Here is an 18,700-nt window from a genome sequence, read left to right as displayed (position 1 = left end):
CGGTGTCCGGATCGATCGACCACCCCTTCGCCGTCACCGTCGACCCCGACAGCGACACCGAATCCATCCACCCGATCGGAGAACGCGGACCCGGATAGTTCACCACCGCACAATTCCCCGACGCCCCCGGGCCCCCGTACAGGAGCGAACCGTCGGGACCAGGCGCGTCGTTGACGGCCATGACGCAGACCTGATGGGTCCCCGTCGGGAGCGTCGCCGTCATCGCGTAAGCGTGATTGTCACCGGCGGACGACCCGAGAGCGCCCGCGAGGCCGGGCTTCGGTATGTCGGCGGTCTGGGTCGTCGCCACAATGCCGTCGATCAACAGCTTAACCTGCACGGGGGCGGACGTGTCCGGATCGATCGACCATCCCCTGACGGAGAGGTTCGCGCCGAGCGCGGACGCAGAGTCGATCCACCCGACCGGCGGAGCGGAGACGCGAATCACAGCACAGTTGTTCGAGGCGTCCGTTCCCTCATGGAGAAGCGTCCGCGGCGGAGCGCCCGCGTCATCAAGCGCCACGACGCAGACCGTGTGGACGCCAGGACTCACCGCGGCAGTCATGGTGTATCCGTGATTATCTCCAGCCGCAGGGAGGACCGCGGCGGCGAGTCCCGGCCTGTTGACCGTCGCATACGTGCCTGCAGCCTCGACTCCGTCAATGCGCAGCCGGACCGGAACGCCACCGGTCGGGAGGTCGGGGTCGATCGACCACCCCTTGGCCGTCACGGTGCCGCCCGACACGACGGCGGTATCCAGCCATCCGATCGGGGAATTGCCGGCGGGATTTCCGAACCAGTCAGTGAAGTAGCGCCAGAAGTTGCGGTTCCCGTAGGAGGAGCACTGATCGCCTGACCCGTACAAATTCGCGAGTGCGGCGCCGTTGGGCTGGTAGGGCGTGTAGTTGTAGAGCGCAGCCGTTCCGTACCCGCGGATGTTGAGGGTGGAACCCCCACAAGCGCCGTTTGGCGAGTATCCGATGTAGTTCGGCCCCGGCTGGCGGAAGAACTGTCCGGCGCTGTAGATCTTCAGCTGCCACGCGCCCCAGTAGATCTGGTTCGCCAACCCGTAGTACCGGGTGTCGCATGCCGCGGTGTCCGGGCATGCATATCCCATTGCGATGTTGAGTCGGCCTTGACTCGGAGCCTGGGCGATCGACCCGGAGACCAGCGCCTCTTCCTTCTGAAGAGTGACCAGGATCACGCGGGCCGAGATGCCGCATGCCTGTTGCACCTGGAAGATGAACTGCGCCGCGGTGACAGTTCCGGCTGGGACTGCCGAGCAGACGAGGTTCCCGGTCTTGGCCGCCCGATATGTGGCTGCTCCGGGAAAACTCACGCTCGTCACGTTCAAACAGGCGCCGTTCCCACAGCGGCCGATCCTGGCGTCGAGGAAGGACTGGATCTCCGCAGCCGACATGGCGTTGCCATCAAAGAAGTAAGCGTCCGCGATGATGTTCGACGGGTCAAACTGCGACCCGTCCGCGGCGGCGGCACGGTTCCCTCCGAGTGACATCTGAAGCGGTACGAATGCCACGACAGCGAGGATCATCGCCGCGAGCGCAGCCGTGATCACACGCCAACCGGTACGTCGAGACACGGTCACCTCCCCCTGCGAGCGGCGCGCCACTCACCCCAGGCGCGCGACCCAACACTAAAGCATTACTTGATGGTCTGGACAGCGCCTCATGCGGGGGACGCCCGATCGAGACGAGACCGGACCATGTAGAGCGACGAATCAGGAGCGCAGTCGGAGTGGGCGATGTCGAAGCCGAGCGACCGATAGATCCGAATGGCCGCGAGATTGGTCCGGATGACCTCGAGGTGGGTGTACTCCAACCGGAGCACGTCGTCGGCCACGCGAAGGCACAGCCGGGATGCCAGCCCTCCGATTCCCTCGCCTCGTCGCTCGGGATCGACGACGAGGCGACCGAACTCCCCCGAGCCGTTCGCGATCCCGTAGAGGGAGACCTGCGCCGCCGGGGCACCTTCGATCTCGACGACGAAGACGTGATCGTCCGGCCGCTCCAGGTAGGCGTCGTACCAGGATCGGTGCGACGCCCAATCGATGATGGCGCTGCTGTGGAACCACGCGCGGCTGCGGGAGTCATTCCGCCAGGCAAGGGTTCGCGTCAGATCCTCGACCGACAGCATCCGCAGCGCGGCATTTCCTTCCCTGATCGGCCGAAGCGCCAGTCGACTCATCCGCTGACGGCGAGGAGCTGCTCCGCGACGTAAGAGACGTCGTCATCGCTGAGCGACATGTGCAGCGGAAGGGAGAGGAGGCGATCGCTGGCGGCGGCGGCGCGGGGAGTTTGGGACCGGTACGGCGCGTAGAGCGAATACGCCGAGTTGTCGCGGTAGTGGACGCCGGGGGCGACGCCTCGCTCGTTGAGCCGCAGGATCGACTCGTCCCGGTCGTCGATGAGGACCTGGTAGAGGTGACGGGAGGGTTCCGCTCCCGCCGCCATCCGGACTCGCTCGATTCCCGAGCCCTCGAGCGCCGAATCGTAGAGCCCCGCGATCTCGCGTCGACGGGCGTTGTCCTCGTCGAGATACTTGAGGGCCACCAAGGCCGTCGCTGCCATGATCGAGTTGCCGTTGTACTTATAGCCGAGCTCGTCCACCTCGTAACGCCACTTGTAGGAGCCTCCACCCATAGTGCGCGCATAGGTGTCGGAGCTGATCCCGAGCCAGGACAGCCGCCGAGCCATCGCGTCATCCTCTGAATCGGCGTAGCAGATCATGCCGGAATCGGCGGTGGGGAGATTCTTGACGGCCTGGAAGCTGAAGACCGCCACGTCGGCGTCGTGCCCGACGTGGCGTCCCTCGACCTTCGTCCCGGCCATGTGCGCCGCGTCCAGGATCAGCTTGATGCCACGCTCTCGGCAGATGTCGCGAATGCGGTCGTACTGGCCGACGTTGCCTCCGATGCCGACGAACATCACCGCGCGGGTGCGATCCGTGATGCGTTCGAGGACGCTATCGGGGTCGAGGCACAGCATGTCGTCGATGTCCGCGAACACGGGGGTCAATCCGGAGTAGAGGATCGCGTGGTTGGACGAGACGAAGGTCAGCGGTGTCGTGATGACCTCGTCACCTTCCTCCCACCCGTGGCGGCGGCGCATCACCTCGAGCGCGAGATGCAGACCGGAGGTGTTGCTGTTGAGGAAATGGGAGTGCGGCAGCCCCGTGTACGCGGACCATTCGCGCTCGATCTCAACCGTCTTGTAGCCGAGACCCGTCCAGCCGCGCTCGAGGCATTCCCGGATCGCATCGAGGGTCTCATCGATCCGGAACTTGGGCACGAAGAGCTGGATCGTGGGACGCGGAGTCGATTCGGGCACCCGACCACTTTAGTCGTGAGGTTGGGCCGCCCCGGATGAGCCGCCCGGGACGCCGAGAGTCCGACGCCAGGTCTGCTGCCCCGCCAGGTCCGGCAGCGCTGACCGGTACTCCGATCCGAGGGCCGCCCAGCGGCGCTGCATCCGACGCCAATCGGCGAGGGCCCGCCGGAGCATGCGACGGAAGGTCGGAGGGTCGAGCTTGTGCCGCTGGTACGCGGTCTCGTCGGAGCTGACGGCGAGGACGTGGCGATGACGCGCCAGTTGCCACCATCGCGCCTCCGAATAGGCGATGGTCGCCTCGGACGCGTCGGGCACCTTGCGCGCCGGTGTCGCCCACTGGGCGACCGCGAGGCGCGCAGCGGTGATCGCGAGCCGGATGCCGCTGAGCGGGGGCGACTGCGGGGCTTTGGGCGGAAGCTCCCCGCCGATCGCGACCGGGACACCGCTCGGGAAGCGTCGCATGACCTCGCGCACCTCGGCCAGGCGGGAGCCGAGTTCCGGGTGGAGGCGATCAGGACCGGCCAGCACGCTCTCGTAGGCGAGGTGACGGAGCTCCACGACGTGATAGTCCATCGTGAGCAGGTACCGGACATCGAGCGCGAAGTTCTTACGAGGAAGCAGGCCGCCCGGGCCACGTCGATCGACGAGCGCGGCGACGAGGCGATTGCGCGCGTGATAGAAGGACTGCCAACCGAGCGAGTCGTTCTTGTCCAGCCAGGTGACATGCCAGATCGCCATCCCGGGAAGACTGACCGTCTGGAAGCCGGCAGAACCTGCGCGGAGGCCGAACTCAGCGTCATCCCACTTGAGGAATGCCGGTATCGCGAGACCTACGGCTTCGATGACGGCTGTCGGGATCAGGCAGAACCACCAGCCGTTGTAATCGGGGTGTGTCGGAGCATGCATCCAGGGACTGCTCCGCAGGGAGTGGGATGCGAAGTCGTGTCGTTCCGGACCGACGGGACCCCAATCGAAATCATCGCGAGAGACGGCCTCGCTGTAGGCATGAAGCTGCAGTGGCCGGTTCAGATCGAAGAAGTGGCCGCCGACGATGGTCGGCTCGCGCGTGTACGAGGCGAACGCCACCCCGCGGGCGATCGATTCGGGTTCGATCTCCACGTCGTCGTCCAGAAGGATGATCGACCCGGACCGCCCGGCGTCGAGGACCTCGAGCATGCCGCGCGCGAAACCCCCGGAGCCGCCGAGGTTGGCCTGATCGATCACTCGTAGGCGATTCCCCAGCATCGCCCGGACGTCTCCAAAATCCGGATGTGCCGCGACCTTGCGGGAGCCCTGGTCGACGACGACGATCTCGTCGAGCGCGTCGAGCGCCGCCCGGTCCTTCGCGAGGCTGCTGAGCACGCCCAGCGCGAAGTCCGGCTTGTCCATGGTCGTCATCGAGAGCGTCGCGAGCCGGGTCTCCCGCGGCTCCGCCTCGACGCACCACTCACCGCTGATCAGCTCGAGAGGCTTGGGACCGGCCGCGAGGTCGAACCATAGCCATCCGCCCTCGACGTTCGGCGCCAAGTCGACGGAGATCAGTTCATCCAGCACGCCGTCGATCGCGCGCGCGGCAACCCGCGTCGCATCGCCCTGCGCGTCCGACCGCCAGAGGACGAGAGATCCGGTTCCGCGCAAGCTGATCCGGAGCAGGACGGTGCGAATGTCGGTCGACTGGCACCATTGCCCGGCCGGGAAGGCATTGAAGTAAGCGGCGAACGAGGCCTCTCCCTCCGCGAGGCGGGCGCCATGTCGACCGGTCGGCTCGATCGTGCCGTCGACGTACAACGGCGACCTCTCGAGCCGGTCGTCCGAGGGGAACACCAACCGGGCGACGGAATGCAGGCTCACGGCTGACCAGCGTACGGGGGGACACCTCCGGCCCGGCGTCGCCATCCGGTCACCGCGGCGCGGTACCCGCCGCGTCGAAGCCACGTCGGTGCCAGCCGGTAGCTCCCCCGGAGGACGACGTTCCGCAGGTGCTGCCCCCGTGAGGTGAGCCCCACGCGCCGCAGCTCGCGCTGCAGCAACAGCTCGGATCTGAACTGCGCCCATCCCCCACGACGTGCATAGGCGCCATCATCGACGCGGTACCGGAGGAGCGGCTCGGGAAGATTGTCCGCACGAGCGCCGGCGACCAGCATGCGCGCGAAGAGCACGTAGTCCTCAAGGCGACCCACGTCGGTGGGGTACCCCCCGGCGGCGAGGACGACGGAGCGGCGATACACCACGGTGGGGTGGTTGAACGGCTGAGCGAACGGGGCACGCCGGCGGATCTGATCGCCGACCGGGGGGATGCGAGTCGCGACGACACGCTCCGACGCTCCCTCGAACTCGGCGAGCCCTGTCCCCAGAATGTCGAGATCCGCCGCCTCGATGGCCGCGAGCTGCAACTCGAATCGACGCGGCGTGCAGACGTCGTCCGCATCCATCCGCGCGACGTACTCGGTATCGATCTCTGCGAGGCCCGCGTTGAGCGCAGCCGCCAGACCGCGATTCTGACCGAGGCGGACGAGTCGGGTGACCACCGGACTCTCAGCTGCCGCGGTGACGACCGTGTCTTCCAGGGAGGCGGGCAGGGGCCCGTCGATCGTGATTACAACTGCATCCGGGCGCCGAGTCTGCCGCCCCACCGAGCTCTCGAACGCTTCGCGGAACTGCTCCGGCGAGTTCCCTGCGTAGACCGGCAGCAGGAGCGTGAACGACGTCACCGGGGGTATCCCGCGGCGATCAGCACCTCGCCGGTCTCCCTCGGACGGGAGCGCCATCCGTCACGCCAGCCCCGTCGCCCGGCCGACATGAGCACCGCCGGATCCATCGCCCTGCGTCGAGTCCGGACCCAACGCCGCACGGTTGCCCCCCAGTACAGAGGCGCCTCCCACCAAGACAACGTGCCCGCGAACCGGAACAGCCACAGCTTGTTCCGGACCTCGTAGTAGAAGCGTTCGCCAGGATCTGCATCTGAGGACCCGAACGTCTTCGTCTTGTGAACGACGACCGACGTGGGCACATACCACCCTTCGCCCCTGCGGAGCAGCCGTGTCGAGTACTCGAAGTCGTCGTTCCAGATGAAGTAGTCCGCGATCGGCAGTCCGTGTTCGCGGATCGCGTCCGCGTCGACCAGCATCGAGACGAAAGATGCGGAACGGATCGGGATGGCCCCGAATCGGGCGGCCTGGGCCCGTGACGCGGATCCCGCGCCGAGCCGCGGCTTGGGCGTGTTCATCGGATGCTCGGATCCGTCGGTCCATACCGCCTTCGAGCCCAGGATCCGCAGTCCGGGGTGGGCCACGTGAACCCTCAGGAGCTCGGCAAGCGCCGTCTCCGTCGGGATCGTGTCGTCATCCATCAGCCACACGAGATCCGGATCATGGGACTCGAGGGCCCGCCGCATCCCGGCTGCGAAGCCGCCCGCCCCGCCGGTATTAGCCCTCAGCGTCACCAGGTCGACGGAGCCGTGGGCGTGTCGCGCGGCTTCCCCTCCTCCGTCCGTCGATGCATTGTCGACGACGACGACCGCATCGACAGCTCGCGATTGCCGGGCCAGGGCGTCGAGGCACTCGAGGAGGAGGTCCCGCCTGTTGTACGCCACCACGACGGCCACCACGCGGACGCCGCCATCCGGATTCACTACTCCACAGTAACGGCGCGCTGCTGAAGGCCGCGTCCTCGTGCCAGAGCCCGCGGGGAGGTCGCCTATGATTCCGTGGTGACATCGACACGGGCCGAAGGCTGGGTGACGCCCGGCACCAGTAAGGGACTGTGGAGCGTCGTCACCACGCACCGGTATCTGCTTCAGCGTCTCGTCCGGAAGGACATGCTCGTCCGGTACCGCGGTTCCGTCCTCGGTTGGGTCTGGTCGTACATGAAGCCGACCGTCCAGTTCCTGGTTTTCTGGCTCGCCCTGGGGGTGGGGCTCGGACGCAACGGAGCGGTGGACGCGTACCCGATCTACCTGCTGTCGGGCATCGTGCTGCTCAACTTCTTCACCGAGGCCTTCGGGAACGCGACCAAGTCGCTCCCCGAGAACACGAACCTGGTGCAGAAGATCTACCTGCCGCGTGAACTCTTCCCGGTGTCGTCCGTCCTGATCGCGTTCATCAACTTCCTGCCGCAGGTCGTCGTCCTGCTCGTGGTGTGCGTTCTGTTCGGCTGGCATCCATCGCTCGTGTCGATCGTCGCCATCATCTGCGGCATCGGCATCGTCGGCATGCTCGCAACCGGGCTGGGACTACTCTTCGGCGCCATCAACGTCTCGTTCCGCGATGCCCAGAACTTCGTCGACCTCATCCTCCTCATCGCGATGTGGTGCTCCCCCGTCCTCTACAACCAGAGCATCATCGACCAGGGCCCGCACTGGGTGCACGTTCTCTACAACCTGAATCCCGTAACACCTGCGGTGGAACTCATGCACTACGGGTTCTGGGGCGCGATCATCCCGGACCAGAGCCAGACCGTCGGTTTCACCTGGTACACGCTCATCGCCTTCGTCTCGGCACTGCTGCTCCTCGTCATCGGGCAGGCCGTCTTCCGGAAACTGGAGGGCCGATTTGCCCAAGACCTCTAAGCGCTCTGCGGACGTCGAGACGGTCGATTCGGACCTCGCGATCAGAGTCCAGGGCGTGTCGAAGACGTTCGTGCTCCACCACACCCACACCTTGAAAGAGACCTTCGTCGCCTTCTTCAAGCGCAAGACTCTCAGCAGCACGTTCGAGGCACTCAACGGGGTCTCGTTCGACGTGAGAAGAGGCGAGTCCGTCGCAGTCCTCGGCTTCAACGGATCGGGCAAATCCACGACATTGAAGCTCGTGGCGGGGATCTTCCCACCCGATGCGGGGCATGTCGCGACGAGGGGTCGGATCGCTCCGCTGCTCGAGGTCGGCGGCGGATTCCATCCCGACCTCACGGGCCGGGAGAACGTGTACCTCAATGGCGCGATCCTGGGAATGTCGCAGGCGGAGATCCAGGAGCGGTACGACTCCATCGTCGACTTCGCCGAGATCCCGGACTTCATGGACACCGAGGTGAAGCACTACTCGAGCGGCATGTACGTTCGACTCGCCTTCTCGGTGGCGATCCACGTCGAACACGACATCTTGCTCGCCGACGAGGTCCTGTCGGTGGGAGACGAGCGCTTCCAGCAGAAGTGCTTCGCCAAGATCGATGAGCTCAAAGCCTCGGGCAAGACGATCTTCATGGTTTCTCACGCCCTCGACACCATCCAGAAGTATTGCGAGCGAGGGATCCTGATCCACGACCACCGGGTTGCTTTCGACGGCCCGATCACCGAGGCCATCGCCGCCATGCGGGCGATGTGACATGAGCACTCCCGACCTCCTCGTCGTCGGTGCCGGATTCTTCGGGCTGACGGTCGCCGAGCACGCCGCGCGCGAGCTGGGCAAGCGGGTCCTCGTGATCGAACGTCGCGCCCACATCGGCGGCAACGCCTACAGCGAGATCGAGCCGGAGACCGGCATCGAGGTCCACCGTTACGGCGCGCACCTGTTCCACACCAGCAACGAGGCGGTCTGGGAGTACGCGAACCGATTCACCGCCTTCACCGACTACGTGCACCGCGTGTACACGACGGTCGGGGGCGAGGTGTTCCCGATGCCGATCAACCTCGGCACGATCAACCAGTTCTTCCGGGCGCACCATACGCCGGCCGAGGCCCGCGCCCTGGTCGTGGAGCAGTCGACGGAGCTGGGCGGCAGAACCCCGGAGAACCTCGAGGAGAAGGCGATCTCGCTGATCGGGCGACCGCTCTACGAGGCGTTCATCAAGGGCTACACGGCCAAGCAGTGGCAGACGCCGACCACCGAGCTGTCGCCGGAGATCATCACCCGCCTGCCCGTGCGGTACACCTACGACAACCGGTACTTCAACGACACGCACGAGGGCCTCCCGGTCGACGGCTACACCGCCTGGCTCGAGCGGATGGTCGAGAGCCCGCTGATCGAGGTGCGCCTCGAGACCGACTACTTCGACGCGTCGCAGCCCTGGAGCAAAGCGGCGACCCTCGGCCGGATCCCGACGCTGTACACGGGACCGCTCGACCGCTACTTCGACTACGCACGCGGTCGCCTCGGGTGGCGCACCATCGACCTCGTCCAGGAGATCCTGCCGGTCGGCGACTTCCAGGGGATCGGCGCCATGAACTACGGCGACGAGTCGGTGCCGTACACCCGCATCCTGGAGTTCCGGCACTTCCACCCCGAGCGCGACTACCCGGATGACAAGACGGTCATCCACCGGGAGTACTCCCGCTTCGCGGACGCGGACGACGACGAGCCCTACTACCCGGTCAACGCCGCGGCGGACCGCGAGACACTGCTGCGATACCGGCAGGACGCCGAGGCCGAGCCCGGCCTCGTGTTCGGCGGCCGTCTCGGCACCTACCAGTACCTCGACATGCACATGGCGATCGGTGCCGCGATCTCCACCTGGAACAACAAGGTGAAGCCCCTGCTGTCCACCGATCTCTGATCCGATGGATGCCGCCCCCGCCGCCGCCCTGATCGGGGCGCTCGCCCTCCTCCTGGTGCCTGGGGGCGTGCTCGCGCACGTGCTCGGATTCCGCGGGCTCTGGTGGCTCGCCGTCGCGCCGGTGGTCTCCGTGGCGGTGATCGGCTCCGTCGGCGTCGTCGCGGCCCCACTGCGGATCCCGTTCGCGTGGTGGGAGCCGCCGGTCGTCGCCCTCGTCGCCGCCGGGGTGATCCTGGGCGTTCGCGGCCTCCGACGACGCCGCCTCCTCCGCCCGAGGATCGGACGCTGGACCCGGAGCGACGTCGTCGTCTTCGCGGTGGTGGCTCTCTCGGCGGCGGTCGCGGCGGTGGTCGTCGTGGCGGGGTTCGGGTCCTGGTCGAACATCAGCCAGACGTACGACGGCGTATTCCACCTCAACGCCGTGGCGTGGATCCAGTCCACCGGCGACGCCTCGTCGTTCGATCTGTACCGGATCACCCATCCCGGCACCGGCAACGAGTTCTATCCGGCCGCCTGGCACGCGATCGTCGTCTCGACGGTGCAGGCGACCGGGGCCACCATCCCGGTGGCGACGAACGCCGTCTGGATCGCGATGCAGTCCCTGGTGTGGATGCCCGGCGCCGCCCTGCTGGCCGCGGTGATCGCGCCGGCACGCCGGCGGATGCTCGCAGGGTGCGTCGCCGCGGTCGCCGGCATCGGCCTGATCGGTTTCCCGACCCTCCTCGTGGCGTGGGGCACGCTGTACCCGACCGCGCTGGCGTACGCGCTGCTGCCGATCGGGCTCGCCCTCACGGTGCGGCTGATGCGCTGGGTCGTCGTCCTCCCGCTCGACGGTCGTCGCCCGTTCCCGGGAGCGCTGGTAGCGGCCTTCGCCCTCTGGATCATCGCCTCCTCGTTCGCCCACCCGCGATCGCTCTTCGGCTGGATCGTGCTCGCGGCCCCGCTGGTCGTGATCGAGGGCGGCCGGACCGTCGGGCGGCTCTGGCGGCGCCCGCGCGCCCGCCGTCCGCTGGTCGTCGTCCTGGGGTCGCTGGCACTTGCGATCGTCGCGGTGGTGGGCGTCGGGGCGTTCTACGTCTACCGGACGTTCGACCTGGCCCACCGCCCGATCTCCGACCACCTGAACGGCGGGCCGGCGACCGCGACGCAGGGGCTCCTGGCGTCGCTCGGGCAGGCCATCGGGCTGGCACCGCCTCAGCCGAACGATCCGGGCGTGCTGCCGGTCGCTTGGATCCTCGCGATCACGGTGCTCGCCGGGGCGGTGATCGCGCTCGGTCGCTCCCGCACCCGCTGGATCGTGATCGCCTGGGTGCTCGCGATCCTGTTCTACGTGTTGGCGGCAGGCAGCAATTCCGACCTCGCGAAGGTGCTCACGGGGGTCTGGTACAAGGACAAGTTCCGGCTCTTCGCGCTGTTGCCCGTGCTGCAGGCGCCGCTCATCGCCCTGGTCGTCGTCGAGGCGTCGCTCCGGCTGCAGGGACGCGCTCGTGCCGTGCTGACCGCGGCCGTGGCGGCCGTGGTCGTGGCGGGGGTCGCGACCTCGAACACCGTCCTCGCCGGCCCAGCGCTGGTCTCCACCGCCTTCTCCCTCCCCGCTCATGAGAAGAAGGGCAAGCTCCTCGACGGCGACGAGCAACGGCTCCTCGAGCGGCTCCCGCAGCTGGTCCCTGCAGGTGATGTCGTCGCGGGAGATCCGTGGGACGGATCCACCCTCAGCTGGGCGCTCGGCGACCGCAGGGCGCTCTTCCCCCACCTCGCCGGCGAGTGGAGCCCCGATCAGCTCCTCGTCGCGAGTTCGCTGCAGGACATCACGACGAATCCCGCCGTCTGCGCCGCGGTCCATCGGCTCGGGGTGCGTTACGTCGTCGAGGATCCGGAGCTGCTCTGGGGGCAGCCGAAGGACGCGGCGCCCTTCGTCGGCTTCCACCTCGCCGTGCGGCGAGGAGTCCTGATCCCGGTCGCGCGTGTCGGCTCCGCCGGCCTCTACCGCGTGCCCGACTGCACGGGCTGAGTCCGGACCTCCCGATAGTCTCGCGGGGTGGCGACCCCCTTCCACGTGATCGTCGACGACGTCCTCGACACCCGTCCCCGCGGGCTCGCCGACTACGCCCGAGCGCTGCTCCCCGCACTCGTCGCCGCGACGCCCTCCGGCATCGAGGCGATCGGGTTCCTCTCGGCCGGCACGTCGAACGACGCCGAGGTCGAGCGACTGCTCCCCGGGCTCACGGCCCTGCAGCATTCCGTACTCCCCCATCAACAGCTGGCGGCGGCCTGGCGGCGCGGACTCTCGGCCGGCCTCGGCGGCATGGTGCACTCCCCCAGCCTCCTCGCCCCGCTCGGAGGGCGAAGCGATCAGACGGTCGTCACCGTCCACGACGCCGTCCCCTGGCGCGAGCCCGACACCGTCGACGGTCGTGCCTCGTGGTACCGCGACATGGCGAAGCGCGCCGACCGGTTCGCGGCCGCGGTGGTCGCGCCCTCCTACGCCGTCGCCGCCGCACTCGAAGAGGAGGGACTCTTCCGCGACCGCGTGCGGGTCATCCCGAGTGCCGGCACACCCGGACTCGACCTCCCGCCCGATGCCGCCGCGAGGCGCGTCGCACACGGACTCCCGGATACCTACATCGCCTCCGCGGCCACACTCAACCCGCGCAAGGGCCTCGGCGCCCTGCTGCGCGCCCTGCACGGACTGGACGTCCCGCTCGTGCTGCTGGGGGGCCCCGCGTTCGCGGGACGCACCCTGGCCGAGGGCCTCGCCGACGCCGGGATCCCCGCCGGGCGGGTGCTCGTCGCGGACGCACCCGCCCCGGCCGATCGGGCCGCGGTGCTCGCCGGCGCGGCCCTGTTCGTCGAACCGAGTCGTCTGGAGGGCTTCGGCACCGATGTCCTCGACGCGATGACGCTCGGCGTGCCCGTGATCACCACCGACGACCCGGCGCTCGTCGAGCTCGTGCTCGACGCCGCCGTCGTCGTCCCCGGCGGCCACGGCCTCCGGGATGCGATCGCGGGTCTGCTCAAGGACGAGCCCGCCCGTCGACGTCTCGGCATCGCCGGGCAGGACCGCGCCCGCGCGTTCAGCTGGCGCGATGCCGCCGAGCGCATCTGGCAGCTGCACGCCGACCTGTAGCGGGACGCGGCCGGGTAGTGGGCGGTCCTACCGGTGCTGCCCCTGCGAGCACGTCTGCTGCGCCGCCGACTGCCCGGTGACCTCCGGCGGAAGCGTGACCGCCGGAGCCTGCGACGCGGCCGGCGACGGGCCCGGCGTGGGCGTCTTCGCGGGCGTGCCCGATCCTGTCGGCACCGCGGCCTCGCCGAGCGTCTGCGTCGTCACGGGCTGGTCTGCCGCGATCGCGCCGGTCAGCGCCTTCGCGGCGTCGGCGTCGGCCAGGGTCACCTGCTGCCCGCGGATCGTCTTCGGGTGCGACGGGTACTGCACGAACGCGATCCGGTCGAGCGGGATGTCCTTCACCGCCAGGGCGATCGAGACGAGCACCGGGACCTTCGCGAGGTCGGTGCTGAGCTGCATGTGCTGCGTCGCGGCGTCGGCGAGATCGACGACCTTGAGCGGGTTGCCGAGCACGGCCGGGCTCTTCACCGTGCGCATGAGCGACGCGAGGAAGACCTGCTGATTGCTGATGCGCTGGAGGTCGCTGCCGGTCGTGAGACCGTGGCGGGTTCGCAGGAACGCGAGCGCATCCGCGCCCTGCAGCGTGTGCTCCCCCGCGCTCAGGTTGACGCCGCTCGCGGGGTCGTTAATCCCGGTCACGAGGCAGACGGGGACGCCGCCGACCGCGTCGCTCATGGCGACGACCCCGTCGAACTCGATCTCGGCCGCGTACTGGATCGGCAGCCCGGTGAGCGCCGTCGTCGCGGCGACGACGCAGTTGAGGCCCCCGCGCGACAGCGCGGTGTTGAAGCGCGCCGCGGTGACCGGCGCCGAGTTCCCACAGGCGGGCTGGGACGTGTAGAGATCGCGCGGGATGCTGAGGGCCGTGGCCGAGTTCGACGTCGGCGAGATGTGGATGAGAATCGTGACGTCGTTCTGACCCGCGCCGGAGCTGTCGCGCGTGGAGAGCCCCGCGCCGACCTGCCCGGTGCGGGTGTCTGTGCCGACCAGCAGGATGTTCGCCGGGCCGGTCAGCGGGCCCTGATTGACGACCGATCCGTCCGGGTTGGTGATGGCGATCGTGTTCGACGCGACCGCGCCGAGGACGCCGGCGGTCCGGCCGGTGAGCACGGCTCCCCCGAATGCCGCGCCCCCGGTCGCGACGAGCGCCACGATCGCGAGCAGCGCGACCGCCCCCTTTGCCGGGCCGTGCACCCGCACCAGCCGCGTCAGCCGCAGCGTGTCGAGGGTGCAGATCACCCAGAGCACGCCGTAGAAGACGAGCACGACGGTGACGATCCAGAGCGGGATCGGCGCCAGCACGACCCCCAGCAGCGACGTGCGGCCGATGAGCGCCGCGAACACCGCGACGACGACGAGCGCCCACAGGAGGAGCGTGAGTGTCAGCGCGAAGCGTCCGAACCGACGGTTGCCGGCGAGCACCTGCGCCGACCCCGGCACCAGGATGTTCAACCCGACGAGCCACCAGGCCCGCTTGGTCATGACCTCGGGCGACGAGGCGTCGGCCCCCCGGAGCGCGTTCTCGCTCACAGCGACGACTGCAGCTTCTGGTTCTTCTCCGCCACCATCGCTTCGAGCCCGATGGCGTACTCCGCGAGGCGGGCGGTCAGCGCCGGGTCGCCGGAGGCGAGGATGCGCGCCGCGAGGATGCCCGCGTTGCGCGCGCCGCCGATCGACACGGTGGCGACGGGGATGCCGGCCGGCATCTGCACGATGGAGAGGAGGGAGTCCATCCCGTCGAGGGTCTTCAGCGGCACCGGGACGCCGATGACGGGCAGGGTCGTGACCGACGCGAGCATGCCGGGCAGGTGCGCGGCTCCCCCGGCTCCGGCGATGATGGCGCGGATCCCGCGGCCGGCCGCCTCCGAGCCGAACTCGACCATGCGCCGCGGCGTCCGGTGGGCGGAGACCACCTCGACCTCGTGCGCGATCCCGAACTCGGCGAGGGCCGCCGCGGCGTCCGACATGACGGTCCAATCGGAGTCGGACCCCATGACGACGCTGACGAGCGGAGAGGCGGCGGGGGCGGTCACGCCCCGATGGTACGGGTCAGCCCTCGAAGAACGCCGCAGCCGCGCGCGCCCGCGCGAGGACGTCGTCCAGCTCCTCACCGATCGCCGTGACGTGCCCGACCTTGCGGCCCGGGCGCGACGATTTGGCGTAGGAGTGCAGCTTGACCTCGGGCCGGTCCGCCATCGCGACCGGATACCGCTCGGGCATCGTCTGTCCCTCCGGGCCGCCGAGGACGTTGATCATCACGCTCCACGGCGCGGTCGGCGAGGTGTCGCCGAGCGGCAGGTCGAGCACCGCGCGCAGGTGCTGTTCGAACTGGCTCGTCACGGCCCCGTCGATCGTCCAGTGCCCGGTGTTGTGCGGGCGCATCGCGAGCTCGTTGACGCTCAGCCCCCCGTCGGCCGTCTCGAAGAGCTCGACGGCGAGCACGCCGGTCACGTCGAGCTCCTCGGCGATGCGCACGGCGAGCGCCGCCGCCGCCGCGGGCAGCTCCCCCGCGTCGGGAGCGGGCGCGAAGACCTCCGAGCACACGCCGTCCTTCTGCACCGTCTCGACGAGCGGCCAGGCGCGGACCTCCCCGGACGGGCGCCGGGCCACGACCTGCGACACCTCGCGACGGAAGTCGACCAGCTCCTCGACGAGGAGCGGGCCGCCGGCCGCGAACCAGTCGTCGGCGCCGTCGGCCGTCTCGACGACGCGGACTCCCTTGCCGTCGTACCCGCCGCGCGGGGTCTTCACGACCGCGCGGCCACCGTAGTCCTCGAGAAATGCACCGAGCTCCGCCGCGCTCCCGACCTCGGCCCAGTCGGGGACCGGGGCGCCGATGCGGGTCAGCCGCCGCCGCATGACGAGCTTGTCCTGCGCGACGGCGAGCGCCTCCGGCTTCGGGTGGACCGCGATCCCCTCGGCGACGAGCGCCGCGAGCACGTCCTGCGGCACATGCTCGTGGTCGAAGGTGACGACGTCGACCTCGCGCGCGAACGCGAGCACCGTCGCGGCGTCGGTGTAGTCGCCGACCGCGGACGCGGCGATCGCGGCGGACGAGCCCTCGACCTCCGCCAGCACCCGGATGTCCAGGCCGAGCGCGATCGCCGGCGGCACCATCATCCGGGCGAGCTGGCCGCCCCCGATCACTCCGACGCGCATGGGACTCCCTCGGGTTTCTCGACATCCGCGCGCATAGACTGCGCGCGTCCCCTCCATCCTCCCGGATCGATCCCCACCCAGATGCGCACCCTCCTCGGCCAGTTCGCCCGTTTCGGCGTGGTCGGCGGGGTCGGCTTCCTCGTCAACTTCGGCATCTTCAACCTGCTGCTCTTCACGGTCTTCGACTCGAAGAAGATCCACGAGGGCCCGCTGCTGGCCAATGTCATCGCCACGATCGTCGCGATCGCCGTCAACTGGGTCGGCAACCGCTACTGGACCTTCCGCGAGCATCGTGGCCAGCAGCTCCTGCGCGAGGGCGTCGAGTTCGGCGTCGTGAGCCTCGGCGGGCTCCTCATCGGCCTCGGCTGCCTCTGGATCTCGCACTACGCCCTCGGCTTCGACAGCAAGCTGGCCGACAACATCTCCTCCAACGTCGTGGGACTCGCACTCGGCACGGCGTTCCGCTTCGCGCTCTACCGGCTCTGGGTGTTCCGGCCGCACCGCGGTGAGCCCGCACCCGCCGTGTTCCCGGCCGCCGGGGAGTCCGTGGCCGCCCCCGCGATCCCCGCGGTCGAGCCGACGTCCCCGAGCCGGCCGAGCGGGAGTCCCTCTTAGTCGGTCGCGCGCAGGTGCACGACGTCGCCGGCGGCGACCTGTTCGACCCCTCCGTCGGCGCGGCGGACCGCGAGGCGCGCGTCCGGCCCGATGCCGGTCGCGCGACCGAGCAGCGTGCCGCCGTCCGGCAGCTCGACGCGCACCTCGCGCCCGATCGTGTCGCACGCCGCGACGACGCCGGAGCGCAGGCCCGACGCCTCGGCGCCGCGCTCCCGCAGGCCGTCCACCAGTTCGCGGAGCCGAGCGAGGTACCCGGCGAGCACGCGGTCGTCGAGCCCGTCGTCGTCGACCGCGCCGGCGAGCACGAGCGACGTCGCGGTCGGCACCGGGAGCTCGTCCTCCGTCAGCCGGACGTTGATTCCGGCGCCCATCACCACACCGGCCGCGTCGAGCCGCCCGAGCACCCCGCACACCTTGCGCCCGTCGAGCAGGACGTCGTTCGGCCACTTGACCGCGGCCGCGGTGCCGGGCACGAGCGGCGCGACCGCATCGCGCATCGCGAGCCCCGCGGCGAGCGGCAGCCAGGCCGCCTCCTCGGGCGCGACCGCGGGCAGCAGCACCGAGATCGCGAGGCCGCGGCCGGGCGGAGTCGACCAGGCCCGATCGCGACGCCCCCGTCCGGCGGTCTGATCGGCGGTGACGACGGTCGTGTACGCCGGGGCACCCGCCGCGATCGCGGCCAGCTCGTCGTTGGTGGATCCCGCGCTCTCGAGCACGATCAGGCGCGGCGCCACGGCCTCGGCGGCAGGGAAGCGGAGCACGCATCCACCCTAGGAGCGGGTCGCCTACGCTGAACGGACCATGACCCCTCCGGCACCCGCCCGCACGGTCGTGATCATCCCCACCTTCGACGAGATCGAGAACCTCGAGAACGCGGTCGCGGCGGTGTTCGCGGCGGTACCCGATGCGTCGATCCTCGTCGTCGACGACGACAGCCCCGACGGCACGGGCGATCTCGCCGACCGCATCGCCGCCGCGGATCCGCGGGTCGCGGTCCTGCACCGCACGGAGCGTGCGGGTCTCGGGCAGGCGTATCTCGCCGGCTTCCGCACGGCGCTGGCCGCGGGGCACGAGGTGCTGATCGAGATGGACTCGGACGGCTCGCACCCGGCCGACGCGCTCCCCGCGATGCTCGCGCGCCTCGACGAAGCCGACCGCCCGGGTCTCGTCATCGGATCGCGCTGGACGCCGGGCGGCCGCGTCGTCGACTGGCCCGTGAGCCGACGACGGCTCAGCGAGGCCGCCAACGCGTACGCCCGGATCGCCCTCCGCATCAGGGTGCGCGACTCGACCGCCGGGTTCCGGGCCTACCGCGCCGAGACGCTGCGCGCGATCCCTCTCGACGACGTCCAGTCGCACGGCTACTGCTTCCAGATCGACATGACCATCCGCGCCCTCGACGCCGGCTTCGGCGTCGCCGAGGTGCCGATCACCTTCCGCGACCGACTCCTCGGGCAGTCGAAGATGAGCGCCGGGATCGTCCTGGAGGCGATGCTGCGCGTCACGCAGTGGGGCTTCGGCCGATGGTTCCGCCCGCGATCCTTGTCGCGAACCTCCAACGGATCGGCCCGGGAGCGCTCGGTAGGCTGACCGGGTGACCGCCGACGCACCCACCGAGCCGACGACTCCCGACCTCTCGAGCACCGCGGGGCGCATCGCCGACCTCAAGGTCCGCTACCACGAGGCCGTGACCGCGAGCGGCGAAGCCGCCATCGAGAAGCAGCACGCCCGCGGCAAGAAGACGGCCCGCGAGCGCATCGAGGAGCTCCTCGACCAGGGCAGCTTCGTCGAGCTCGACGAGTTCGTCCGGCACCGCACCCACGCCTTCGGCATGGAGCGCAACCGGCCCTACGGCGACGCGGTCGTTACGGGGACCGGGACGATCCACGGCCGGCAGGTCGCCGTCTACGCGCAGGACTTCACGATCTTCGGCGGCTCGCTCGGCGAGGTCGCCGGCGAGAAGATC

Annotated in this window: 18 protein-coding genes; 8 read left to right on the top strand and 10 right to left on the bottom strand. The window is 69.5% G+C overall.

What is annotated here, in order from left to right; genetic code table 11:
* The 6 genes from ACTHM3_RS03395 to ACTHM3_RS03370 form a co-directional block, all read right to left on the bottom strand.
* On the bottom strand, nt 1–1,576 hold a 1,576-nt coding region (locus tag ACTHM3_RS03395; protein ID WP_440404684.1), incomplete at its 3' end, for a hypothetical protein.
* A 110-nt stretch (nt 1,577–1,686) separates the two neighbouring features.
* Entirely contained in the window at nt 1,687–2,154 is a 468-nt protein-coding gene (locus ACTHM3_RS03390) for a GNAT family N-acetyltransferase (protein WP_440404683.1), read from the bottom strand.
* A 47-nt stretch (nt 2,155–2,201) separates the two neighbouring features.
* Complete coding sequence (locus tag ACTHM3_RS03385; RefSeq protein WP_440404682.1) at nt 2,202–3,347, bottom strand: DegT/DnrJ/EryC1/StrS family aminotransferase; 1,146 nt, start codon at nt 3,345–3,347, stop codon at nt 2,202–2,204.
* Between the two features lie 9 nt (nt 3,348–3,356).
* Entirely contained in the window at nt 3,357–5,135 is a 1,779-nt protein-coding gene (locus ACTHM3_RS03380; protein WP_440404681.1) for a glycosyltransferase, read from the bottom strand.
* A 59-nt stretch (nt 5,136–5,194) separates the two neighbouring features.
* Complete coding sequence (locus ACTHM3_RS03375) at nt 5,195–6,058, bottom strand: glycosyltransferase (RefSeq protein WP_440404680.1); 864 nt, start codon at nt 6,056–6,058, stop codon at nt 5,195–5,197.
* Nucleotides 6,055–6,951 (bottom strand): glycosyltransferase, encoded by an 897-nt coding sequence (locus ACTHM3_RS03370; RefSeq protein WP_440404679.1) that lies wholly within the window; start codon nt 6,949–6,951, stop codon nt 6,055–6,057. Before ACTHM3_RS03370 ends, ACTHM3_RS03375 begins: the two co-directional genes overlap by 4 nt.
* Nucleotides 6,952–7,056: 105 nt before the next feature.
* Here ACTHM3_RS03370 and ACTHM3_RS03365 point away from each other — a divergent pair, with 105 nt between their 5' ends.
* The 5 genes from ACTHM3_RS03365 to ACTHM3_RS03345 are packed head-to-tail and all read left to right on the top strand — an operon-like array spanning nt 7,057 to nt 12,960.
* Nucleotides 7,057–7,914, top strand: a complete 858-nt coding sequence (locus ACTHM3_RS03365) for an ABC transporter permease (RefSeq protein WP_440404678.1) — start codon at nt 7,057–7,059, stop codon at nt 7,912–7,914.
* Nucleotides 7,898–8,665 carry an ABC transporter ATP-binding protein gene (locus tag ACTHM3_RS03360; RefSeq protein WP_440404677.1) on the top strand — a complete coding sequence of 256 codons (768 nt, stop codon included), beginning with the start codon at nt 7,898–7,900 and terminating at the stop codon, nt 8,663–8,665. Before ACTHM3_RS03365 ends, ACTHM3_RS03360 begins: the two co-directional genes overlap by 17 nt.
* 1 nt (nt 8,666) lies before the next feature.
* Nucleotides 8,667–9,833 (top strand): UDP-galactopyranose mutase, encoded by a 1,167-nt coding sequence (gene glf / locus ACTHM3_RS03355; RefSeq protein WP_440404676.1) that lies wholly within the window; start codon nt 8,667–8,669, stop codon nt 9,831–9,833.
* A 4-nt stretch (nt 9,834–9,837) separates the two neighbouring features.
* Nucleotides 9,838–11,844, top strand: coding sequence for a DUF6541 family protein (locus tag ACTHM3_RS03350; protein WP_440404675.1), 2,007 nt, complete (start codon nt 9,838–9,840; stop codon nt 11,842–11,844).
* 27 nt (nt 11,845–11,871) lie between these two features.
* Nucleotides 11,872–12,960, top strand: coding sequence for a glycosyltransferase (locus ACTHM3_RS03345; RefSeq protein ID WP_440404674.1), 1,089 nt, complete (start codon nt 11,872–11,874; stop codon nt 12,958–12,960).
* 27 nt (nt 12,961–12,987) lie between these two features.
* Here ACTHM3_RS03345 and ACTHM3_RS03340 read toward each other — a convergent pair whose 3' ends face one another.
* From ACTHM3_RS03340 to ACTHM3_RS03330, 3 genes are read right to left on the bottom strand one after another with little or no spacing between them, the layout of a single operon-like run.
* Entirely contained in the window at nt 12,988–14,490 is a 1,503-nt protein-coding gene (locus tag ACTHM3_RS03340; protein ID WP_440404673.1) for an LCP family glycopolymer transferase, read from the bottom strand.
* Nucleotides 14,487–14,954 carry a 5-(carboxyamino)imidazole ribonucleotide mutase gene (gene purE, locus ACTHM3_RS03335; protein ID WP_440404685.1) on the bottom strand — a complete coding sequence of 156 codons (468 nt, stop codon included), beginning with the start codon at nt 14,952–14,954 and terminating at the stop codon, nt 14,487–14,489. Before purE ends, ACTHM3_RS03340 begins: the two co-directional genes overlap by 4 nt.
* A gap of 55 nt (nt 14,955–15,009) precedes the next feature.
* Nucleotides 15,010–16,119, bottom strand: a complete 1,110-nt coding sequence (locus ACTHM3_RS03330) for a 5-(carboxyamino)imidazole ribonucleotide synthase (protein WP_440404672.1) — start codon at nt 16,117–16,119, stop codon at nt 15,010–15,012.
* Nucleotides 16,120–16,200: 81 nt separating this feature from the next.
* Here ACTHM3_RS03330 and ACTHM3_RS03325 point away from each other — a divergent pair, with 81 nt between their 5' ends.
* Nucleotides 16,201–16,734 carry a GtrA family protein gene (locus ACTHM3_RS03325; RefSeq protein WP_440404671.1) on the top strand — a complete coding sequence of 178 codons (534 nt, stop codon included), beginning with the start codon at nt 16,201–16,203 and terminating at the stop codon, nt 16,732–16,734.
* On the opposite strand, the gene ACTHM3_RS03320 is transcribed toward ACTHM3_RS03325, so the two are convergent.
* Complete coding sequence (locus ACTHM3_RS03320) at nt 16,731–17,495, bottom strand: biotin--[acetyl-CoA-carboxylase] ligase (protein WP_440404670.1); 765 nt, start codon at nt 17,493–17,495, stop codon at nt 16,731–16,733. The genes ACTHM3_RS03325 and ACTHM3_RS03320 overlap by 4 nt on opposite strands.
* A 40-nt stretch (nt 17,496–17,535) precedes the next feature.
* Here ACTHM3_RS03320 and ACTHM3_RS03315 point away from each other — a divergent pair, with 40 nt between their 5' ends.
* Both ACTHM3_RS03315 and ACTHM3_RS03310 read left to right on the top strand, forming a co-directional pair.
* On the top strand, nt 17,536–18,324 hold the full coding sequence (locus tag ACTHM3_RS03315) for a polyprenol monophosphomannose synthase (RefSeq protein ID WP_440404669.1): 789 nt from the start codon (nt 17,536–17,538) through the stop codon (nt 18,322–18,324).
* 4 nt (nt 18,325–18,328) lie between these two features.
* The coding region (locus ACTHM3_RS03310; protein WP_440404668.1) for a carboxyl transferase domain-containing protein at nt 18,329–18,700 on the top strand (372 nt) is incomplete at its 3' end.

Source organism: Pseudolysinimonas sp., from assembly GCF_051954455.1.
In the GTDB taxonomy this organism is placed as follows: Bacteria; Actinomycetota; Actinomycetes; order Actinomycetales; family Microbacteriaceae; genus Pseudolysinimonas.
The sequence above is the reverse complement of the archived record's forward strand: the minus strand, read 5'-3'. Positions and strand labels throughout refer to the sequence as shown.